This is a genomic window from Colwellia sp. MB02u-9 (assembly GCF_014077085.1).
GTDB lineage: Bacteria > Pseudomonadota > Gammaproteobacteria > Enterobacterales > Alteromonadaceae > Cognaticolwellia.
On the sequence record NZ_JACGVF010000066.1, the window covers coordinates 15,125 to 38,332 of the forward strand.

The window sequence follows — 23,208 nt, forward strand, 5'->3', positions numbered from 1 at the left end:
TTTTTTAAATTTACGCTTTACCTTTAGCTCGGCATCAGTATAATTCGAATCTGTTGCAGGGGTGTAGTTCCAATTGGTAGAACAGCGGTCTCCAAAACCGACGGTTGGGAGTTCGAATCTCTCCACCCCTGCCAATATCCTTTCTTATGTTAGATCATGTTAGTTCTTACTAATTTGATTAATTAACTAACAAATCGTATTTATAACAAATTCTAGTTCTTCCTATTTCAAAACTCTGTCATGATAACTGTGATTTCTAACTGTAGCTAAAATGATATGAGCATTAACAAAAGACAATTTGAATTATTACAAGCCATGGGCATCACCGTTTGGCAAAGGCGAGAATTATCCAGCCATAACTTATTGTCAGCTAATGCTACTGAGACTGCTCAAAATAACGCTACAAATAGCGACTCAAGCACCGCAGTTACCTCACCCGCATTATCACAATCAAGTCCGGATACAACTAAGCAAACAGCACAAAGTGACTATATTACTGTCGATCTACAGTCATTGCTTAAACAACCGCTATTTAAAGATATTATTCGTTGTTTAGGTGCGAATAGCGCCGATTTATCCATTAGCCATAATAAAATCGATTTAGGTATTATTAATTGGCAATTCACGGAAAATGAACGCATTGAATTTCAGCATAACTGCTTAAGTACACCCGATTTAACCACGCTTGCCAACTCGCCAGAATTAAAAAAATTATTGTGGCAATCAATAGGATCTTTAAGCTCAACATGAAACAAATAATAAACACTACTTTTACGCCTGTGCATCAGGATATAGTTGAACAGCTTATGGTGATTGAACTTGCCTGCCACCCACACCCGTGGAGTGAAAAAACCTTTAGAAGTTGTATCAGTGGGCGATATTTTGGTGATTATTTAACTGTAGATAATAGTATTGTCGGTTTTTATGTTGGCGAGTTCATCTTAGGTGAAGCAACATTAATGGATATTTGTGTTAGCCCAGAGCAACAAGGTAAAGGTTACGGTAAAGCTCTGTTGTTACAGTTTTTCGCACACTGTAAAACACTCGCTAGCGACAGTATTTTCCTCGAAGTACGGGCAAAAAATATTAGCGCACAAATGCTTTATATTAATCAGGGCTTTACTGAAATATCACGCAGAACCGGCTATTACCCAAGCAATACCGGCTTTGGTTATGAAGACGCTATAGTGATGTCAAAAAAACTAAAATAAAATAAGCTAAAGTTAGGTGAAGTTAGGTGAAGTTAAATTAAAGTCTGTGTGATTTTGCCATAATAATGCACAGTAAAACCCTGACCATTTTTCTCCTCAACACTTGGGATAATACTGACTTTATTATCGAGCCATTGTGTCTGGAAAATAGTGTCAGGCAAATTCTGTCTGGCCAAAATTGTCTGGTTAAGCTGAGCAATTACCGCTTAACCTATCTCTAGCCGCCTCAGTAGAATTACACAGCCCTTAACAACTTATAACGATCACTAAATTTATAGCCAATAACTCAGCCATTAACTAAACCATTACTGCTTGCTATATTATCTTGAGTCATTACAATTATATTTTACCTATTATTTCTCATATTTTTAATAGTCGATTATTCAACACCTTGTCTAAAACATAATAATGTCTCGATTACTAGATTAATGCTAATTTTGGAGCTCTAATGAATAAAATAAATTACTTGCTAGCCATTATGCCACTGGCTTTATCACTCACTGTGCAGGCAAATTCAACGCACTTAAACACGGTTAGCGACGAGCTTGTTAGCCAGCAAAGAGCCGCACTTGCTCACAACACAAAAAATAAAGGTTTTGGCCCACAATCTCCTAGAGATATAGATGCTGTTGTGGGCACAAACACTATTGATTTTGGCACAGCACCCGCCTACGAAACCATGAACTTATGTAACATTCATTTTCACAAAAATGCTGAGCATACCGGTGGACAATTTACCCAATATGCCGGTAATGGTGATGGTCAAGGATATCAAAGCGGCTATCTATATTCAGGCAAGTTAACTGCACAGCAACTACAACCAGTATCTAAAAATGTTTGTCCTAGTAAACACGGCGGCTTACAATCTGGCGATACCATTGAAGTACATTACGTTCATTCATCTGCGCAGATAAAACCTGGAGCGACCTTAGGTGCTTGTTTAAGTGAGTCGATTAAAAACCCCCAACTACGAGTGGAAACTCAAGTCTATGTCCTGGTTAACGATAATAACGCCTTGAACTTTACTCAGTTAACCTTAGTTGGCGAACAAAACGAACAGTATCAAGCATTAAACCTGCCCAACAATACCGGTAAACCCGTGGTATATAGTGGTTCAACCACTGGCCCTAGTTATAATGAAGTAGGCTCACCTTTTCAAGTCACTTGGAGTGTTCGACCTGAAGTGGCTAAAGTCAATATTGATACAATAGCTCAGTGGTGTGAAAGCAATGAGTTTAACGAAGATCATGCCCATGGGGTCAGAAACTTAATCACTAATCATGAACTACTTTCACCGATCAAGTAGTCAGATGTTAATAATATCAATAACTCAGTAACACAAAAATAAAAGGCAAAAAGCAATCCATAGGGTTTGCTTTTTTACCTTAGGCGGTTCTAATTGACCGACAATACAACGCCTTCCTTTCCTTTACTTAAAACAAATCAAATATCTACTGCACTGAACAGACAAAAACTTTAAATAATATAAGCTTATTTAGAAAAATCACATCATCAGTTATAAAACATTCAAAGGCTGATCATACTTATATTTTTTTAACTACTTTCTTAACTATTTTTTAGTTGTTTATTAGATATTCATTAGATAAAAAAGCTAACCCAACATTGATTAAGCGCACATCAATAATTTAAATTTGCCTTAGCACAATTAAAGAAATGCCTTGGCTAGCAAGAACTATTGCCTATCAGGGTAAAAAATAGCAAATAAAGTGACAATACAAGATATTGTTACTGCCCTTCGCACTTGTTTTCGCTATAATGTTGCGCTTTAAAATTTAAGTTAATTTTTTTTCATCCACTTTAAAAACAGGTAATTTGCATGTCTGTACAACAGCAAGAAGTCGACCTTAGACGCACCTTCGCTATTATTAGTCACCCTGATGCAGGTAAAACGACTATCACTGAAAAGGTCTTACTTTTTGGTCAAGCTATACAAAAAGCAGGTACCGTGAAAGGTAAAAAGTCGGGACAACATGCAAAATCTGACTGGATGGAAATGGAAAAAGAACGTGGTATTTCAATTACCACTTCTGTAATGCAATTTCCGTATAACAATTGTTTAGTCAATTTGCTCGATACCCCCGGCCATGAAGACTTCTCAGAAGATACTTATCGAACACTGACCGCAGTCGACTCTTGCTTAATGGTGATTGACGTAGCTAAAGGTGTTGAAGCGCGTACCATTAAACTGATGGAAGTTACCCGTTTACGCGACACCCCTATCATTACCTTCATGAATAAAATGGACCGCGATGTGCGAGATCCAATGGAAGTCATGGATGAAGTTGAAGACATACTGAAAATAAAATGTGCCCCTATTACTTGGCCAATTGGCATGGGTAAAGAGTTTAAAGGTGTCTATAATATTTTGACTGATGAGATATTTTTATATCAGACAGGTCAAGGTCATACTATTCAAGAAAAACGCGTCATTAAAGGCTTAGATAACCCAGAGCTAGATGCCGTTATTGGTAATTACGCTGAAGACTTACGTGAAGAATTAGCACTGGTTGTTGGCGCTTCTCATGAATTTAATCATGAAGAATTTTTAAAAGGCGAATTAACACCGGTATATTTTGGTACCGCATTGGGCAACTTTGGTGTTGACCATATGCTAAACGGCCTAACTCGCTGGGCTCCCAAGCCATTATCGCGCGAAACTGACACCCGAATTGTTAGAGCTGAAGAAGAGAAGTTTTCTGGTTTTGTCTTTAAAATTCAAGCCAACATGGACCCTAAACATCGTGATCGCATTGCCTTTATGCGCATTTGTTCAGGCAAGTACGAAAAAGGCATGAAGATGAAACAAGTCCGCATCGGCAAAGACGTTAGAATTGCGGATGCTGTAACTTTTATGGCCGGTGATCGCGCTAATGTTGAGCAAGCTTATGCCGGCGATATTATTGGCTTACATAACCACGGTAGTATTCAAATTGGCGATACCTTTACCGCAGGTGAAGATATGAAATTTAGTGGTATTCCAAATTTTGCGCCAGAAATGTTCCGTCGTATTCGTTTACGCGATCCACTCAAAGCCAAACAATTACAAAAAGGCCTGATCCAATTATCAGAAGAAGGTGCAGTACAAGTATTTAGACCTTTCAACTCTAACGATATGATCGTTGGTGCGGTAGGTGTATTGCAGTTTGAAGTTGTCGTACAACGCTTAAAAACTGAATACAAAGTTGACGCTATTTATGAACCGATCAGCGTAGCAACTGCACGTTGGTGTAGTTGTGATAATGAGCGTACTTTAGAGCAATTTCAAAAGAAAGCTTATGATAACCTAGCACTTGATGGTGGCAATAATTTAACCTATATCGCCCCTACTATGGTTAACTTAAACCTAGCGCAAGAGCGCCACCCAGATATTGAGTTTCACAAAACACGCGAGCATTAATAAGTGTCTTGTAAGTGAAAACCATTGATAGCCGATAATTTATCCATAAGCGTAATGAAAAACATCACGCTTATTCACTCAAGTTATCGCCGCTCACTTGAGCCTTTAATCGAAGAAGAGTTAATTTAAATGAATATTAGCAACATCCTGAATGAAAAAGTTAGCGCAGCCATGACAGCGGCAGGTTTACCAGAAGGCACAAACCCTGCGATAAGTTTATCTAACCGAGCAAATTTTGGTGACTACCAAGCTAATGGTGTCATGGGTGCGGCTAAAAAATTAAAAACCAATCCACGTGAACTGGCAACTAAAGTCGTTGCCGCCCTGGACTTAACCGGTATCGCTGAAAAAGTTGAATTAGCCGGCCCTGGCTTTATTAATATTCATTTAGACAAAAGCTGGTTAGCAAAGCAATTAAATGAAATATCAAATGACAAAAATTTAGGCGTAATACAAGCAATAAAGCCTCAAAATGTTGTCGTTGATTACTCTGCTCCTAACCTGGCAAAAGAAATGCACGTAGGGCATTTACGCTCGACCATTATTGGTGATGCCGTTGTGCGCGCGCTTGAGTTTCGTGGTGAACATGTTATCCGCCAAAATCACATGGGTGATTGGGGTACACAGTTTGGTATGTTATTAGCCCATTTAAGCGACAAGTTGGCGTCTAATGAAGTGGCAGAAACTGCCCTGTCAGATCTAGAAAACTTTTATCGTGAAGCGAAAGTGCGTTTTGATAACGAAGACGGTTTTGCTGATCGTGCTCGTGATTACGTCGTAAAATTGCAAAGTGGCGATGGCCATTGTGCAAAACTTTGGCAACAGTTTATTGATATTTCAATTAGCCATAGTGAAGATATTTATCAAAAACTCAACGTGACCTTAACCCGTAAAGATATTATGGGTGAAAGTGCTTATAACAATGATTTATCAAACGTTATTGATGAACTCATGGCACAAAAAATAGCGGTAGAAGATCAAGGCGCTAAAGTTGTGTTTATTAATGAAATGGCCAACAAAGATGGTGAGCCCTCAGTATTTATCGTGCAAAAGTCTGGCGGCGGTTACTTATATGCCACCACCGACCTTTCAGCTTGTCGCTACAGAAGTGGTCAGTTAAAAGCTGATCGTATTATTATTTTTACTGACGCTCGTCAAGCTTTACACTTTAAGCAAGTTGAAATTGTCGCGCGTAAAGCCGGTTTCTTACCTGAACATGTCAGTTATGATCATTGCCCATTTGGTATGATGATGGGAGACGACGGTAAGCCTTTTAAAACACGAACGGGTGGCACAATAAAACTAGCTGAATTACTTGATGAAGCCGTTATTAGAGCCAAAGCCGTTATTGCTGAAAAGAACCCTGATTACAGCGAAGCACATTTAACTGAAATTGCCAAAAAAGTGGGAATTGGCGCGGTCAAGTTTGCTGATTTATCAAAAAACCGTACCAGTGATTATATTTTCAACTGGAAAACCATGCTGAGTTTTGAAGGTGCTACCGCGCCCTACTTACAGTATGCTTATTCACGTATTCAAAGTATTTTTACTAAAGCCGACTTTTCAGCCAATAATAACTTACCCGCCATTGCTATTGTTGAACCACAAGAAAAAGCGTTAGCACTAAAGTTATTGCAGCTAGAAAATGTTATCGACTCAGTTATTAGTGAATGTACACCCAACTTGCTGTGTAATTATTTATATGAACTGGCCAGTCTTTATATGAGTTTTTACGAAGCCTGCCCAATATTAAAAGATGATATAGCCAGTGATGTACAGCAATCGCGACTGGCACTAAGCTACATAATTGCCAATACGCTTAAACAAGGTTTAGATATTTTAGGCATTGACGTAATGGAACGCATGTAAATAAAATAGCCATTCTAGGTAGTGTTGATTCGCTCATTAAAAAAGTGAATTAACACTTCGAAAATGGTTAGTTAACCTAAGGTGGGGGGAGCAAATGACAGACATGCTAAGCTTTACCGACAGCCATTGTCATCTTGATTTTGACGCTTTTTCTGCAAATTTACCCGACTTACTTAAGCAATGCCAGCAAGCGAATATTCACCATATCGTTATACCTAGCATTGGCCCTAAAAACTGGCATAAGACACTAACACTAGCAAAAAATCACAGTAGTGAAACACTAACATTGCATCCGTGTTTAGGTATTCACCCTTGGTTTCTCAATGACTTACATGCTGATAGTCTGACTGTTTTAGAACACTTAGTTAAAAGCCACCGCAATGAGATTGTGGCTATCGGTGAAGCGGGTATTGATGGCGTTATTGCTCAAGCAGAAAATAATTTAGCGCAACAAATTCAAATTTTTGAACAACAACTGACCTTAGCAAAATCCTACCAATTACCCATTATTGTTCATCATCGCAAATCGCATCAGCATATTGTCGCTATGCTACGACAAAAAAACCTCACTAAAGGTGGAATTATTCACGCTTTTTCAGGTAGTTACCAGCAAGCATGTCAGTATATTGATTTAGGTTTTAAGCTGGGTATCGGCGGCACAATTACCTATCCACGCGCGGAAAAAACCATTAAAGCCATAAAGCGACTACCACTAGCAAGCTTAGTGTTGGAAACAGACGCACCGTCAATGCCATTATATGGTTTTCAAGGCCAAGATAATTCGCCCTTACAGCTGATCAAAGTATTTCAAGCACTGGTGAGCATTCGTTCTGAATCAGCGAGTGAACTTGCCCATGCATTGGAGTCGAATATAAACACTGTTTTAGCTTTCGCTAAAAGCTAGGTAAAACATAATATTAAAACATTACTAAACAGTGTTAAAAAATGCTTTACACTAACGGCTAGGTGGCCTGAAACCTTGACGGCTGAAACGATTTAAACCACGGGTTAAGAGAAAGCCAATAACACCGGCAACCATCATCAACAAACGCATAATATCGTATTGATCACGGCTATTTTTAATCAGTTCATCGGCTAATATTGAGCGATAGAGTGAGAGTCGAATATAGCCGTGCAATTTATCTGTGCGCAGTTCCTGCACGAAAGGGATCACATCATCAGTTTGGTTGATTTTTCGCAGACTAAGACCAAAAAGATCATTAATAGATTCTGCTTGCTCTGAACTGGCGATGTTTTGTCCAGTAATACCATAAATATGCACACTCTTTACTAACGGCTGCTGCACTAAGTTGTCGGTATATTGCTTTAACTGGCTAGGGTTTTGCGCCAAATAAGGCAATGTGCTTGTTGCTGCTTGTGCTAAATAAAGCTTGCCCATTTTCTTGGCATGAGCTTGGATCTGCAGTTGCTGACTATCACGACTAGTTACCCAAAAATCCATCAAAAATACCAACAATAAAATAGCGAGCGCTAATTGTAATATTTTATTATAAATCGGTGATAATTTAGGGTATAAAGGCTGTTCTATTTGCTTCATCAAACGAATTGCTTCCTATATTTCTATAACTGCATTATAGAACCATATTTCAACTTTTTATACTAGGACAGTTATTTTAAATCGTGTTTTTCATATAAGGCAGTATCGTGACAACCCAAAAAAAATCAGTTTCTTTAGACAATATCCAGCACTTAAATTTAACACAATGGCTACCGGTTGACTCAAGCTCGAACAATATCGCCATTGTTTTTGATAAAACGCAACAAGCCTTTGTTTTATTTGATAATAACAACTTATCAACCCCAACAAATTCATCAGAAACCCTAGAGCTTATTGTTTTTGGTGATCTTAAAGTTACTACCTTAGTCAATTTGCTGAGCGTGTGTGAATTAACCCTGCACTGTCTGCATAAAATTAATCAGCGTAATAACGCCACAAGCTATCGATTTGGCGTACAAGTAAAGGATATTAAACAGGCACGAGATCGCCTCGCCAACTTTAATATTAGTGAACAAATTGAATCGGCGTTATTACTGAATGCGCCAACACTTTCAATACCTGGCTTATTGGTTATGGATATGGACTCAACCACCATAAAAATTGAATGTATCGATGAAATAGCGGCACTGGCGGGTGTTGGTGAAGAAGTAGCAGCAGTGACTGAACTGGCCATGTTAGGAGAGCTAGATTTCAGCCAGAGTTTACATCAACGTGTTGCTAAACTTGAGCATGCGCCTGAAAACATTTTGGCACAAGTCGCCAGTAACATACCCTTAATGGAAGGCTTAGAAACCTTAGTTAGCGAACTGAAAAAACATCACTGGCGCGTTGCTATTGCCTCAGGCGGCTTTACCTATTTTGCCGACCACTTAAAACAAATGTTATCACTTGACGCTGCTGTGGCTAACGTTTTAGAAATAAAAAATAATCTTTTAACCGGAAAAGTGCTAGGTGAAGTTATTGACGCCAAAGCCAAAGCAAATTGCTTAGTGCAGCTGAAAAATGAATTTAATATTGCGCCGACACAAACAGTTGCTATGGGCGATGGTGCCAACGATTTAGTCATGATGGCCGCAGCACACTTAGGTGTTGCCTTTCACGCTAAGCCTTTAGTACTAGCGCAAGCTGATGCTTGTATTACCACCTCAGGCCTAGATTGTTTGTTGCATTGGCTTAAGTAGATCTTCAGGGGCCGTTAGCCCTTAGCTAACTTGCCCCAACATTTTCAGCGTTAATATGTCATAGCCAGTTGATTCATTATCTGCTCATGGTTAATGGTTAATGGTTAAGATGAGAAAGCTGATCACTTAATTAATCAACTTGGTATCAGCCCTAGTAATAAAGTTTTAAGCGTTGCGCGTTAAACGATAGCGAAAAAGCGCTTCTTGGCTGATATCAAAAATTTGTGCAATGCCGGAAACACTCCAAATATTTTGTTCAATTTGTTTGCCGCGATGAAGTGCATAAGCACTTATATAACTTAATTCATGATGAAGATAACTCATGTCAGGTTCGCCAACGCGTGAAAGCTTTATCATCAGACAGAAAAATTGGCCATTTTTCAGCGCCTGATGAATAAAGCCTTGTTTTAATGCTTCACTGTTTAACTCTGAAGACAATTTTATACTGACCGCTTTGTCTACCGTGTCAACACTAGCCTTAAGCGCAATATAAAGTACATGGCAACTGGGCGAGTCCATTTCCTGCATTTTTTTTAGCTTAACACTTAAGCTTGGCATTATATCCGCGTGACCCAAGATAGGATATAAGTTGTAATATAAATTCCCATCACTTAATTGCTGCATTACTGACATTAAGTTGCTATGACAGTCTCCACCAGCAATAACTTCTGATTTATAACGACTACCGCTTGTTTGCATAACAAGCGCAGGAACGGTTGAACTTGCACTGTAGATATTACGCAATGCTCTGGCTAAGTCGGGGCTAAACGTATCATATTCGTCAGAGGTCAATTTATCGCTGTTTTTATCAATCAAAGCTTTAAAAAATTTACGGCCAATATGTTGATGCTGCTGAACAAAAACCCGTAAATTAATAATATTTTTAGCACTATTTACCCGCACAACTTCATAGGGTAAGTCAGTTAAAGCAAACGCTGAAGTTATTTTTTGTAGCTTAGGGAAACTTAAGTAAACCATGTCACCCTTGAGCAACATGGTTGTTTTATCGAGTGAAACCTTCAAACCAGAGGGAGAAAAATCAAGAGAAACACCGGTTAAAATAACATCATTAATTTCAACATGAACTGGCGTTTTATAAGTAAAACGTAACTCTTGTCGCTTATTTCTATAGTTTATGCCGATGTTATCAACAATCAACTTTTCACTTAAGCGTTTATGACCAAATCTTTTCAATTTAACGCTGTTAATGCCCTCATAAGACAAGGATTGATATGCCTGAACGCTTTCATTTTGTGTAACATCATTTACCACAACAATATAAGGTGTTTTAGCCAATAATGCCTGAATCTCATTAGATAGTGGCGCATTTAAATACGCGTTTTTCTCAGTCATACTATTAGATAAAGTAAAATTTGACTGGCCGCGACTTGGCACTACATCCAACAAAGCGAGTTGGGTAATTAAGAAGTTTTCTTTTGACGCTGCAAAAGCCAAAAATTGAGTCATAAATTCAGCATCATCGCCAAGCTGTAGTTCATCGGCAGTATAAAAATATGACTTACCTTGGCTTTGATGAATAAAACTAAACACTAATAGCGACTGTCCAGATAGCGCCAGCTTTTTAAGTCGAGTGATTCGTTCTGGTGTAATTAAACAAAATAATGTCGAATTATGTTGTTCATCCTGCCAATACTGATAAAGACCTTGGTTATTAGGGCAAGTCAGCGCATATTTTGGCGTTAAGCTAGTATTATTTTTTTCAATAAAAACAGCTAGTTCATTAGATTTAGGCAGCACATATTGTTCAAAACTGCGAGCTTGCAAGGCACTAATACTATTATCTAAATTTATTTTGTAGCGACGTTTATTCTCTTGAATAAAGCTAAGCATATATTGGGTAAAACTATTGGGGCCAGACTTGTCTTGATGAGCTCTTTTAACACCCACTAGCTGCATGTTATCCAATACGGTCAAATTTTTAACTTCATAAGTAAAGTCGCTCTCAGCCATTAGTTGAAACTGGTCTTCCAAGCCACTGAAACGTATTGTGATTTTTTGACCAATAGCAATAGGCCTGAGGTCATTCACTTTGAACTTACAGCCACTGACACTTAAGTCTAAAGTGCTACATTTAAATGTTCGATCATTACCGATCGTGACTTGAATCGAGATGACAAAATTCATCCGCTCTTCAATGCGGTTATGATAAGGACCAAAGCTATAAAATTTTGCTGGATATTGTGATTTTTCAAGTATTTTAGTACTGGCTTCTGGCGAGCCTTTACTGAGCTGAGCTTTCTCTTTTTGATAAATAACCCGAAAGTTATTTTCGGTATTCATCGTTGCTTCGTAGACAGCCAAACTATAGCTGCCATAACGCGTAAACGCTTCTGTAAAAACTAAACTGGCCACATTGTCTAAAAAGTGTATCCTTTGTTCATGTTGAAAAATCTTACATTCACCATCGACAAGACCTCGTAAATCAATCAAACGAGTACAAGGTGCAGCAAGACGTTTTAATTCCATTTTTAACAGAAAACGTTCAGTCTGCGGAAGGTTCTTGGAGACAGCATAAAATTTAGTTTCAAAGTCACTGTTTAAGACTTGGCCACTAAATTCATCAATAATTTTTTTATATTTTGAAAAATCTTTATTCATTTACGCTTCAATATCTTTACAATAAAGCCAACTACGCATCGTATATTAACTTAGTATCCGTACCATGTTATAAAATCAACACCACAACACTATATTCAACGTTGAATAGTAAACAATTTATCTTTAACTGTTTTTATTTTACTGCAATAACTATACCGGTTAACTTGCTCTAAAAGCAGTAGAACTAAAAAACTTTGTTTACCATAAACTAAATACTGACATTAGTTCAACTAAAACCCTGAATATAAAGCATAATAATTTTTCTGACAAACAGCATTTAAGCATTTCACCTTGATGTTTTGTCATAATTTTGACTGATTGCATAGCAAGAGGTTAAAAAATTTAAATTTAGACAATAGGCAGCCCAATGGCAAAGTTAGCAAAATTAGAATTCGTTTGTACCGATTGCGGCATGAACTACCCTCGTTGGCAGGGACAATGCCGATGCGGGGCATGGAATACCTTAGCTGAGATGAAAATCCCCGCCAGCCAAAGTAAAAACCCAACAAAAAGTCGTATCTCAACCGGTGGCTATGCCGGTGGTACTGGCGGTGGCTCTAAAAAAATTAATGAAATAGCCTCTACTGAGGCTGAAAAGCAATTAACCGGCATAGGTGAGCTTGACCGAGTATTATGTGGCGGCGTTACCACAGGCTCTGTCAATATCGTATCAGGTGATCCAGGCGCGGGGAAAACTACCTTACTGTCCGATTTAGTTGCCCGTATGTCAAAAATAATGCCGTCACTTTATTGTACTGCCGAAGAGTCGCTTTCGCAGTTCAAAAATAGGGTCCAGCGTTTAAAGCTTGAGTATAATCCAGACGAATTGTACTTGTTGTCAGAAACCAGTGTTGAAGCCATTATTGAAGAACTAGAGCTAAAAAAAATCAAGTTTGCCGTTATTGACTCCATTCAAGCTGTGGTTACCGACAATGCCAATGGTAGCCCGGGCTCACCATCACAGGTAAAAGGTGCTGCTCAGTTGTTAACGCAATACTGTAAACAAAATAACGTCACCATGTTTCTGATTGCCCATGTTAATAAAAACAATGAAATTGCCGGACCTCAAACCTTAGTGCATATTGTTGACGCCTTACTACATATCGACACTAATGATGGCCAAATACGCACCTTAAGAGCGAATAAAAATCGCTTTGGTGACATTGATACCGTGGGCATTTTTAAAATGTGTGAACGCGGTATGCTCAGTGTTGATAATCCCAGTGAAATATTTTTATCCGGCTCGAGCACTGAATCACCTGGCTCAGCCATTACTTGTATTCGCAAAGGCAATCGAAACTTATTATTAGAAATTCAGTGTCTCACCACAGAAACCGAAGCTGAGTTTCCACAACGCGTTTGTGTTGGCCTCAATATGAACCGTATTAAGATGTTAACCGGAATTTTACGCAAACATACCAAAACCAAAATTTATCATGATACATTTTTCAATATTATTGGCGGTCTAAAAATAGACGAGTCAGAAACCTGTATTGATCTTGCGTTAGTGACAGCATTGTTAAGCAGCTTGAATGAATTTGTTATCCCAAGAACCACCTGCATCATGGGTGAGTTGAGCTTAAATGGTGATGTGCGTCCGATTGACAGCGGTGTGCCGCGGGTTAAAGAAGCGGCCCAACATGGCTTTACTGAAATATTTATTCCGTTTCGAAATTATCATAAATCGATGGAAGGCTTAGGCGCTAAAATATCACCCGTAAAAACTATTCATGAGTTAATTGAACTGATTAAATAGCGCCTTTGTAACAGACATAATTAGCGAGATTATTGCACAGTAAATGTGCATAAAATAGCATTAGTTCAATTGGCACTAATGCGACAAAGTGCGCTACATTGTGATAAAAATCACTTTGTTTAACGATCACTTGAATACGATAGCGACGGTTCAGGTTGAAAAATTGAGAGGGATTAGAGATTTTGATTTTGATTAAATATTATATTGCTAACGCCGGCTTCAGTTATGCCACAATTTGAGCTTTTGCTATCAAACTGTAAACGCTGGTGACTATATGAAGTAGCTCATTTTACTTTAAAGCATGTCTCGTAAGGATAAAAATGTTTTCTTACCACGGTTCGGATTCTCTTTAATCATGGTAATAGGAGACATTTTTAGGTTAAATTCCTCATACCCAGCTGAAATCATTTTGATGATATTTTCGTCAAGTAGCTTAAATGCCATTGACCATTCACTAAAAGCTCTATCTTTGATATTCCCTTCATAGATCACTTCAATATTTCTATGTCGATTATCCATAAGAATAGTTTGAAACAGTGCTTTAACTTTATCTTCTTCTCCTTCTAGAATTTGCATGATCTCACGGTCGTGATATAACAGCATTCCGGTTATATCGAGCGCTTGGTTTTTTAATCGCCACTGTTTTAGCATACCCATTAATTCGACCTCTGATAGGCCTGCAGGAGAAATACTTGTATAAAGCAATTCAAACATAATAAGTTAACCCCATTTTAATCATTCTAAGTAGATTGAAACCCTAACAATATTATGCAAACTTCTCAGTAATATCTGCTGAACAATATTTCACAATTTTAAATAATTAGAAAGAGTAAATTTAATGTTTATTAAAATCTCACAAAATATTCTTTAGCTATCATGACAATCGTTTTACAGGTTTATTTACCCCATGAGATTGGCCATACAAAATGGAGCCGTGTTATGTCGATAACGCCTGCTAAGAATTTAAACCTCTGATTCACCTAGTTGATATGAAATAATGGCAATTAGCGAGCAGAAGCACTAGCGTTAAAGCAATAGTCAGCACTTTAAATGCACAAAAAAGTCGTTAATTTTTTCAGTGCAACATTTTCAGTCCAACAACCGCTCACTAAATCTGAATCTGACAACTTAAAATTCAACTTAGCTCAACCACCATCACTGATGAAACACTTGCCTTAGCTGAGTCTGCTTGTTGAGATAGTGTCACTCAATATAACTATTGATATCATCAAAGCTACATTATTGCTGAAAGTAATTTAACTCCAACATAGGTTCACTTAAGGGGGGCGTTATTGTATAACGTGAATTAAGTACACAATGACCTGAATCTTACGACATTATCTTGTCTAAAAATAACGCTGATGACCAATATTAAAAAAGCGCTATAGCTTGTCTTGCTATAGCGCTTTTTAGCTTTTATACCGTTTATTTATTATCTTATCTTTGCTATTACTTCTGCGCTGTTACTTCTACGCTATAAGATAGGCTAATAAAACATCTCCCCTCGTCACTTCAAGCTAAAGCTTATAATTTATAGTTTACGAAGGTTCATAATCTAAATTAGCCGACAACCAACGTTCAGCTTGTGGCATGGTCATTTCTTTACGGGCTGCATAACTTTCAACTTGGTCTTGTGCCACTTTTGCCACAGCAAAGTATTTAGACTCTGGATGCGCGAAGTACCAACCACTTACCGCGGCACCAGGCCACATAGCAAAACTTGAGGTTAAGTCCATACCAATGTTTTCTTCGACATTAAGTAAGGTCCAAAGCAAGCCTTTTTCTGTGTGTTCTGGACAGGCAGGATAACCTGGCGCAGGCCTAATACCCTGATATCTTTCACGAATTAAACTATCGTTATCCAAGGTTTCATCTGGCGCGTAGCCCCAATATTCTTTGCGAATTTGCTGGTGTAAATATTCAGCGCTGGCTTCAGCTAGTCTATCGGCAACCGCTTTAATTAAAATACTATTATAATCATCGTGATCGGCATTAAAGGCTTTCACTAACGCCTCAACACCAAAACCAGCCGATACGGCAAATGCGCCAATGTAGTCATCAACACCTGAGGTTTTATCAGCGACATAATCGGCTAAGCAACGATTATATTGGCCCGTGGGCTTTTTGCTTTGTTGACGTAATTGGTGCAATTTCATTAAGGGTTCAGTACGCGAGTCGTCGGTATAAAGTTGTAAGTCATCTTGCTCACGATTGGCTGGGAACAAACCAAATACCGCTTTTGCGGTTAATTTTTTATTATTAATAACATCATCTAACATCGCATTAGCGTCATTAAATAACTTAGTTGCTTCCACGCCGACGACTTCATGCTTAAGAATTAAGGGATACTTACCAGATAACTGCCAAGTCATAAAAAATGGCGTCCAATCGATATAGTGCCTAACAATATTTAAGTCGATATTATCCAGTACAGTCACACCTAATTTATTTGGCACCTTAGGGGTATAGTTATCAAAGTTAATCGGCACCGCATTGGCGCGCGCGTCTTTCAAAGAAATCAAACTTGAACGCGGGCCTTTTTTGTAATGGCGCTCACGCACTTTAACGTATTCAGCGTTTTGGCGCTCAACAAAGGCCGCTCTATGCTCATCAGAGAGTAGTGTACTTACCACAGAAACCGAACGTGAAGCATTAGGTACATAAACCACAGGATGTTGATATTGAGGTTCAATTTTAACGGCGGTATGCGCTTTAGAGGTTGTAGCGCCACCAATAAGCAAGGGTAAGTTAAATTCTTGGCGCTTCATTTCTTTAGCAACATGCACCATTTCATCAAGTGAGGGAGTGATCAACCCTGACAAACCAATAATATCGACCTTTTCAGCACGGGCAACACGTAAAATCTCTTCACATGACACCATCACACCTAAGTCGATAATCTCGTAATTATTACACTGTAAAACCACGCCAACGATATTTTTACCTATGTCATGAACATCGCCTTTCACCGTTGCCAGTAATATTTTACCGTTAGATCTTACTTCAGTTTTTTCTGCTTCAATAAAAGGGTTTAAATGCGCGACCGCTTGTTTCATTACGCGGGCAGATTTTACCACTTGCGGTAAAAACATTTCGCCAGCACCAAATAAATCACCGACCACATTCATGCCGTCCATCAACGGCCCTTCGATAACATCTAATGGCCGTTTAGCGACTAATCTAGCTGCTTCAGTGTCCTCAAGAATAAACTCATTAATACCTTTAACGAGCGAATATTCTAGGCGCTTATTCACTTCTAATTCACGCCAGGTTAAATCAGCTTTGCTATTTTGACTACCGGCTTGGCCACGATATTCTTGTGCCACATCGAGTAGGCGTTCAGTAGCGCCATCATCAGAGTTTTGTATCACGTCTTCAACGGCTAGACGTAGGTTGTCAGGGATATCAGAATAAATCGCTAACTGGCCGGCATTAACTATGCCCATGTCCATACCATTTTTTATCGCATGATAAAGAAAAACCGCATGTATTGCTTCGCGCACTGGGTTATTGCCGCGAAATGAGAACGAGACATTAGACACACCACCAGAAATCATGGCGTGGGGTAAGTTTTGCTTAATGTCACCTACCGCTTCAATAAAATCACGCGCATAATTGTTATGCTCGTCGATGCCAGTAGCCACCGCAAAAACATTAGGATCAAAAATAATATCTTCCGCGGGATAGCCAATTTCATCGACCAAAATATGATAAGCGCGCTGACAAATTTGATACTTACGTTCACGAGTATCAGCTTGACCTTTTTCATCAAACGCCATAATAATCACCGCAGCACCATAGCGGCGCAGCAGTTCGGCTTGTTCACGAAAGTTGTCTTCACCCTCTTTTAAACTGATTGAATTTACAATGCCCTTACCTTGAATACATTTTAAACCCGCTTCTAAAATATCCCATTTAGAAGAGTCCAACATAATCGGCACTTTGGCGATATCTGGCTCACCCGCAATTAAATTCAGGAATCGAACCATGGCTGCTTGTGAGTCCAACATGCCTTCATCCATGTTGATATCGATAATCTGTGCGCCGTTTTCAACTTGTTGCAAGGCTACTGCGATGGCTTGATCGTAATTTTCGTCGGTAATTAAGCGTTTAAAAACCGCAGATCCCGTGACGTTGGTACGCTCGCCTACGTTAACAAACAAGCTATCGTCTTTAATGGTCAGTGCTTCTAAGCCGGATAATCGACAAGCTATTTCTTTCGCTTTAATTTCTCGAGGTGCGATATTCGCTACGGCATCAGCCATGCCTTTAATATGCGCTGGTGTGGTGCCACAACAGCCACCAATAATATTTAAAAAACCTGCATTGGCCCATTCAGCAACATGCTCGTCCATATCTTCAACGGTAAAATCATATTCACCAAAAGCATTAGGCAAACCCGCATTAGGATGAGCAGAAATCGCCACATCTGAAATATGGCTTAATTCCTCCACATATTGGCGTAATTCAACCGGGCCAAGCGCACAGTTCAAACCAAATGAAATCGGTCTAGCGTGACGTAAAGAATTGTAAAAAGCTTCGGTGGTTTGCCCTGATAACGTTCGCCCTGAGGCATCGGTAATCGTGCCTGAGATCATCACAGGTAAACGTTCACCGCGACTTTCAAAGACGGTTTCAACAGCAAATATAGCGGCTTTAGCATTGAGGGTATCAAATATTGTTTCAATTAAGATGATGTCACTGCCGCCGTCAATCAAGGCGTTGGTCGATTCAATGTAAGCGTCTTTGAGCTGATCAAAGGTGACATTACGATACGCTGGGTCGTTAACATCAGGGGAAATTGAACAAGTGCGGTTTGTTGGCCCTAACACGCCAGCCACAAAACGGGGTTTATCTGGGTTTTTCGCGGTGAATTCATCAGCCACTTCACGTGCTAATTGCGCCGCCGCGAAATTAATATCAGCACTGTACTCCGCCATATCGTAATCCGACATGGCAATAGTGGTGGCGTTAAAAGTATTGGTTTCAAGAATGTCAGCACCGGCAACAAGGTATTCGCGGTGAATAGCTTTAATAACCTCAGGTTGAGTCAGCACCAACAAATCGTTGTTACCTTTAACATCGCTATGCCAATCAGCAAACTGCTCGCCACGATAATCTTGCTCTTCAAATTTATACGCTTGGATCATAGTGCCCATAGCACCATCTAAAATAAGAATGCGCTTTTTTAATTCGGCTTGTAATCGGCCATAAGAAACTGACTGCACCACAGGTGCTTTTGATTGAGTATTTACTTGCTTAGACACGAGATTTCCCTGGATGGATGGCTTTAATATGGTTTGCATCTAGTTGATACGGCGTAATTTGATAAACGTAATAATTTAACCAATTGGTAAAAAGCAAACTACCATGGCTGCGCCAGGTGTTTGCTGTGGTTGAATGGGGATCATTTTCAGTAAAATAATGCTCAGGCATTGACGTGGTACGGCCCATTTCAAGGTCACGAAAATACTCTTCACTCAAGGTTGTTGCGTCATACTCTGGATGGCCAGTAAGGTAGACTTGCTGCTTATTTTTACTCGCAGATAAATACACCCCTGCCTCAGCTGACTCCGCCAATATTTCTAGATGTTCCAGTGTTTGATAATCCGACTTATCGATATAACCATAGCGAGAATGAGGCACATTAAAACTTTCATCGAAGCCTCGGGTTAACTGCTCTTCTGGTTTCAAACAATGGTGGTGGTAGACGCCAGAGAGCTTTTTTTTACGCAAATGTCGCTTCAAACCATAATGATGATAAAGCGCGGCATGTGCTGCCCAACAAGAAAACATGGTTGAAGTCACATTTTTTTCTGCCCAGTCAAACACTTGACAAATTTTGTCCCAAAAGGTTACTTGCTGATAATCCAACAATGCCAGCGGCGCACCGGTAATAATTAAACCGTCATATTGTTTATGTTTTATATCGTCGAATAAGCGGTAGAAATTATCTAGATGTGCTTGCGGCGTATTCTTAGATTCATTGGCATGTATGCGGACAAATTCAACATTAATTTGCAATGGTGTATTGGCCAACATGCGCAGAATTTGCACTTCAGTTTCAATTTTATTGGGCATTAGGTTAAGAATAGCCACTTCCATTGGGCGAATTTCTTGATCTGCAGCGCGACGTTCAGACATAACAAAAATATTTTCTTTGTCTAAAATCGTTAAAGCGGGCAATTCATCGGGGATTTTTATGGGCATAGTAATAACCTAATGTCGGGTAATTCGTTATATCTGTAATAGTAATAAAATAACGCTGAAAAAAAATATTGCTCTTTACCATTTATATCTAACTACAATGTGACTTGGATTGCTAGCTATGTCAACCTCTAAACGTATAGACGTCTAAACATTTTAATATGATTTAGCATTTTATCGTTTAGTCGCAAAGAAAATTCGCGACAAAAAAGCTGTATCAGCTAAATTATAGCGCACGAAATATATTGTCATTTAAGCTAAACACTGTACTCTTAGCCGACTCGCGCACTTTGTCATTTGTCTTAAGAGACTTGGCTCCGCGCCTACCTAGGCAGCACAATGACAAACCTTCGTTACAGTTATCAAACCATCGAGTTTGGTAACACTGATATCCATCTTTGTACCTTACGTGATAAACAAGAATTTTATGACCCTGAAGACATCGCCCAAAACTTAGGCATTTCATCGGCAACTTGGTCTTTATTTGGTGTTATTTGGCCATCAAGCTTAGTGCTGGCACATTTTATTTCGCAATACCCCGTTGGCACAAAACGGGTATTAGAAGTAGGCTGTGGCATAGCGCTTAGTAGCTTACTCTTAAACAAACAAAAAGCGGATATAACCGCAACAGATTACCACCCCGAAGTAGGGAAATTTTTACTGAGAAACACCCTGCTTAATCAAGACGGTCCGATTAACTATGAGCAAACTAATTGGTCAAATAAACAAGATAGCTTAGGACTTTTTGATTTAATCATAGGTAGTGACCTACTATATGAAAATGAACATATTGAATTGCTTGCCAACTTCATCCAAGCCCATGCAAACAAAAGTTGTGAAGTTATTCTTGTTGATCCGGGTCGCGGGCGCAAAACTAAATTAAGTACAAAAATGCTAGATTTTGGTTTTAGCTCTACCCATATTAAACCTGAGCATACCGATTACATTAAACAAGACTTCAAAGGTCATATTCTTAAATTTAAAAGATAGAAGCTTAGCTGTTTGTTGACTTATATATTAACAAGCAGCTAAGGCATTGCTCTACACACCTAGAAGTTTTATTACCGCTACGCGTTGCGTAACCAGCCTTTTTCTACGGCAAAATCAATTTGCTCAGCAACATAAATCCATAATTTTGGGGCTAAACCATCTAAGAGATTGTTACGGGCAATAACTTCAGATCGGCTAACATTATGCTTAGCCCAACTCCCTCCGTCATTTTTCATATTTTGCAGTAAAGGTAAGACCCGATCCATTGCTTTGGCAAATTTAGCATCGGTTGTTTCTGCCGCTTCAAACTCTAGCCACAAGTTTAACATTTCTGAGCATTGCTGTTCAGGCAACAAACCAAAAATACGCTTTGCCGCTGCAAGCTCTTTTGCTTCTTGTGCATCAAGTTCGGCTTGTGCTGCAAAGGCAAAAGTATCGCCGGCATCAATTTCTACTATGTCATGAATAAGTAACATGCTGGTAACTCGAGCAACATTGACTGGCTCTGCGGCATAAACATGTAAGGTTTGCGCCATCATGGCAATATGCCAGCTATGCTCAGCACTGTTTTCTGGTCTATTTTTATCCGACTTTACCATCACTTTTCGGTAGACAGCTTTAAGACGGTCTAACTCTAAAATAAAATCTAATTGTTGCTTCAAGTCTTGCATTACTTCTCCTATATGAAAGCTAGCACGATGATTTTATACTCACATAAGTTGATATGGGGTCTTTCATCGATAACTCCACCTTAGTAACAACACAATCTGCTGAAGTGTCGATAAAGCGAGCTAATATACTAGTGATAAATTTACCACCTACCTTGGTAACCTGAAAAAATGGTAAAAGTGCTAGCTCTTAGCTTGGGCATTAGCATTATAAATTGAATAGATTAAGGCTAATAAAATACAAATACCTGCGGGTACAAATAGCGCATAAAATTTAAACAAACTAAATAAATAAGTACCTAAGCCCCCACCGACAATAAATCCTATAATAATTAACAGAAATAATAATGCCTTTCTATTATCAAATGTATCGCCCCTTAATTTTGCACCTAACATAATACCCAAATCAGTAAAAATACCGGTGACATGAGTTGTTCTGATCACCGCACCACTATAAGTAGTGGCTAAGGCATTCTGCAATCCACACGCTGCTGAGGCCAAATAATGGCCATTTAAAGAATCTTTGGTTAAGAAATAAATAGCGCCAAAAAGCAATGCCGCTTCTAGGTAAAGCAAACCACTATAATTGCGGCCTAATTTTAAGGCCCCACCATGAATAAAGTAACCCGATATACCCGCCCCCATTAAAAAGCTAAATAGAATAAGCAGTAAATGAAAAGCATCAGTAAATGTTGAGTTTACGACTCCTGTGCCAAGCAGTGTAGCCGTGCCAGATAAATGCGAAATAGATTGATGTTTAAAGCCTAACAATCCAACCGCATTAATAAGTCCTGCCACTAAAGCAAGCACAAATGCACCGTATTCTACCCATCGGGGTAATTTTGAAGTCACTATATTCCTTAGGCTGCTAGCACCTATTTGAGTATAAAATTAAGCTCAGCTGAAATTAAATAAGTTAAATAAGTTAAAATAAAAACTAGCTAAAATAATTAACGCTATCAAAATAGCGAGTTACTCCCCTAGTGACAAGTTGATCAGCATTTATATTGCCTTACATGTTTAAAAAACTTTCGAGGTCTATTGTTTAATTAACTCGAGTTAATCATCTTGAATAACCGCTTAAGTTTCTTTAACAGCAAATAATCAACTTGATATAAATTCATCGGTACATATATCTGAGTTAAATATATCTGACTTAAATATACCTGACTTAAATAAGGCTCAGTAAGCACAACTAAGGCCACCTAAGTTGTGCAATTACTCATCTATTTTAAACCTTACTTTATACCGAGTTAAATAAACCCGCTAACCACTCAAAAGTTAACACTGTGGTAAATACCTTTAAGCCAACCAAGCTTAAAAGAAAAACAATGAGCAGGGTTTTATTTCTCTTACTTTTTATATTACGCCAATACAATAGTTTTGCTTTAATTTCATCCGTAACTTCATTTTTTACATCTTTCATCATAAAACTTCTCAATATAAGTAATAACTTAGTCTTATTTTATAGCTGATAAAACCTCAACTGCTCATCAGATTTCCTTACTTATTGGCCAAGTACGTGTAATAGAGTTTCAGTATTCTTGGCAATAATATTAAATAATACCTGCACTGTAACATACGAGTTTTTATTAACTCTTACCAATGGCATAAAATCGCAATATCTAGACAGATTTAGCGAAAAACGCCAAATTGTGCTGAACTTCAACCAAATTAATCTCTGACGATCTATCCGTTTTAATTGCTCTGTTGTCGTTCATTATGTCGTCTAGATGAAATTAACTTGGCCATACATATTCGGCCCATCAC

General features: G+C 38.7%; 17 protein-coding genes and 1 tRNA gene. 10 read left to right on the forward strand and 8 right to left on the reverse strand.

Annotated features, from left to right (window positions below):
- Positions 1-57 precede the first annotated feature (57 nt).
- The 7 genes from H4J65_RS01750 (at position 58) to H4J65_RS01780 (ending at position 7,402) form a co-directional block, all read left to right on the forward strand.
- Positions 58-134 (forward strand) — tRNA-Trp (locus tag H4J65_RS01750).
- A gap of 142 nt (positions 135-276) precedes the next feature.
- Complete coding sequence (locus H4J65_RS01755) at positions 277-750, forward strand: hypothetical protein (RefSeq protein WP_182194672.1); 474 nt, start codon at positions 277-279, stop codon at positions 748-750.
- On the forward strand, positions 747-1,211 hold the full coding sequence (rimI, locus tag H4J65_RS01760) for a ribosomal protein S18-alanine N-acetyltransferase (RefSeq protein WP_182194675.1): 465 nt from the start codon (positions 747-749) through the stop codon (positions 1,209-1,211). The genes H4J65_RS01755 and rimI overlap by 4 nt, the downstream gene beginning before the upstream one ends.
- A 448-nt stretch (positions 1,212-1,659) precedes the next feature.
- Positions 1,660-2,517, forward strand: coding sequence for a delta-class carbonic anhydrase (locus H4J65_RS01765; protein ID WP_182194681.1), 858 nt, complete (start codon positions 1,660-1,662; stop codon positions 2,515-2,517).
- Positions 2,518-3,048: 531 nt separating this feature from the next.
- A complete protein-coding gene (prfC, locus tag H4J65_RS01770; RefSeq protein ID WP_182135630.1) occupies positions 3,049-4,629 on the forward strand; it encodes a peptide chain release factor 3 in 1,581 nt (526 codons plus the stop codon).
- A gap of 129 nt (positions 4,630-4,758) precedes the next feature.
- Complete coding sequence (argS, locus tag H4J65_RS01775) at positions 4,759-6,498, forward strand: arginine--tRNA ligase (RefSeq protein WP_182194685.1); 1,740 nt, start codon at positions 4,759-4,761, stop codon at positions 6,496-6,498.
- Between the two features lie 94 nt (positions 6,499-6,592).
- Positions 6,593-7,402 (forward strand): TatD family hydrolase, encoded by an 810-nt coding sequence (locus H4J65_RS01780; protein WP_259367467.1) that lies wholly within the window; start codon positions 6,593-6,595, stop codon positions 7,400-7,402.
- A gap of 51 nt (positions 7,403-7,453) precedes the next feature.
- On the opposite strand, the gene H4J65_RS01785 is transcribed toward H4J65_RS01780, so the two are convergent.
- Positions 7,454-8,056: an AhpA/YtjB family protein gene (locus H4J65_RS01785; RefSeq protein WP_259367471.1), complete on the reverse strand. Its 603-nt coding sequence runs from the start codon at positions 8,054-8,056 to the stop codon at positions 7,454-7,456.
- A 107-nt stretch (positions 8,057-8,163) separates the two neighbouring features.
- Here H4J65_RS01785 and serB point away from each other — a divergent pair, with 107 nt between their 5' ends.
- Positions 8,164-9,198 carry a phosphoserine phosphatase SerB gene (serB, locus tag H4J65_RS18160; RefSeq protein WP_310649899.1) on the forward strand — a complete coding sequence of 345 codons (1,035 nt, stop codon included), beginning with the start codon at positions 8,164-8,166 and terminating at the stop codon, positions 9,196-9,198.
- Positions 9,199-9,363: 165 nt separating this feature from the next.
- On the opposite strand, the gene H4J65_RS01795 is transcribed toward serB, so the two are convergent.
- Positions 9,364-11,817: a PilZ domain-containing protein gene (locus H4J65_RS01795; RefSeq protein ID WP_182194693.1), complete on the reverse strand. Its 2,454-nt coding sequence runs from the start codon at positions 11,815-11,817 to the stop codon at positions 9,364-9,366.
- Between the two features lie 367 nt (positions 11,818-12,184).
- Here H4J65_RS01795 and radA point away from each other — a divergent pair, with 367 nt between their 5' ends.
- Positions 12,185-13,573 carry a DNA repair protein RadA gene (gene radA / locus H4J65_RS01800; RefSeq protein WP_182184250.1) on the forward strand — a complete coding sequence of 463 codons (1,389 nt, stop codon included), beginning with the start codon at positions 12,185-12,187 and terminating at the stop codon, positions 13,571-13,573.
- A 294-nt stretch (positions 13,574-13,867) separates the two neighbouring features.
- Here radA and H4J65_RS01805 read toward each other — a convergent pair whose 3' ends face one another.
- The 3 genes from H4J65_RS01805 to metA form a co-directional block, all read right to left on the reverse strand.
- Complete coding sequence (locus tag H4J65_RS01805; protein ID WP_182194696.1) at positions 13,868-14,287, reverse strand: BLUF domain-containing protein; 420 nt, start codon at positions 14,285-14,287, stop codon at positions 13,868-13,870.
- An 824-nt stretch (positions 14,288-15,111) separates the two neighbouring features.
- Positions 15,112-18,804: a methionine synthase gene (metH, locus tag H4J65_RS01810; protein ID WP_310649900.1), complete on the reverse strand. Its 3,693-nt coding sequence runs from the start codon at positions 18,802-18,804 to the stop codon at positions 15,112-15,114.
- A gap of 28 nt (positions 18,805-18,832) precedes the next feature.
- Positions 18,833-19,783, reverse strand: a complete 951-nt coding sequence (gene metA / locus H4J65_RS01815) for a homoserine O-succinyltransferase (protein ID WP_182135624.1) — start codon at positions 19,781-19,783, stop codon at positions 18,833-18,835.
- A gap of 336 nt (positions 19,784-20,119) precedes the next feature.
- On the opposite strand from metA, the gene H4J65_RS01820 reads away from it, so the two are divergent.
- A complete protein-coding gene (locus tag H4J65_RS01820) occupies positions 20,120-20,770 on the forward strand; it encodes a methyltransferase (protein WP_182135623.1) in 651 nt (216 codons plus the stop codon).
- Between the two features lie 77 nt (positions 20,771-20,847).
- Here H4J65_RS01820 and H4J65_RS01825 read toward each other — a convergent pair whose 3' ends face one another.
- The 3 genes from H4J65_RS01825 to H4J65_RS01835 form a co-directional block, all read right to left on the reverse strand.
- Positions 20,848-21,441, reverse strand: coding sequence for an HD family hydrolase (locus H4J65_RS01825; protein WP_182194719.1), 594 nt, complete (start codon positions 21,439-21,441; stop codon positions 20,848-20,850).
- Positions 21,442-21,621: 180 nt separating this feature from the next.
- Entirely contained in the window at positions 21,622-22,290 is a 669-nt protein-coding gene (locus H4J65_RS01830) for a YoaK family protein (protein WP_182184247.1), read from the reverse strand.
- A gap of 391 nt (positions 22,291-22,681) precedes the next feature.
- Entirely contained in the window at positions 22,682-22,867 is a 186-nt protein-coding gene (locus H4J65_RS01835) for a hypothetical protein (protein WP_259363118.1), read from the reverse strand.
- Between the last annotated feature and the right edge of the window lie 341 nt (positions 22,868-23,208).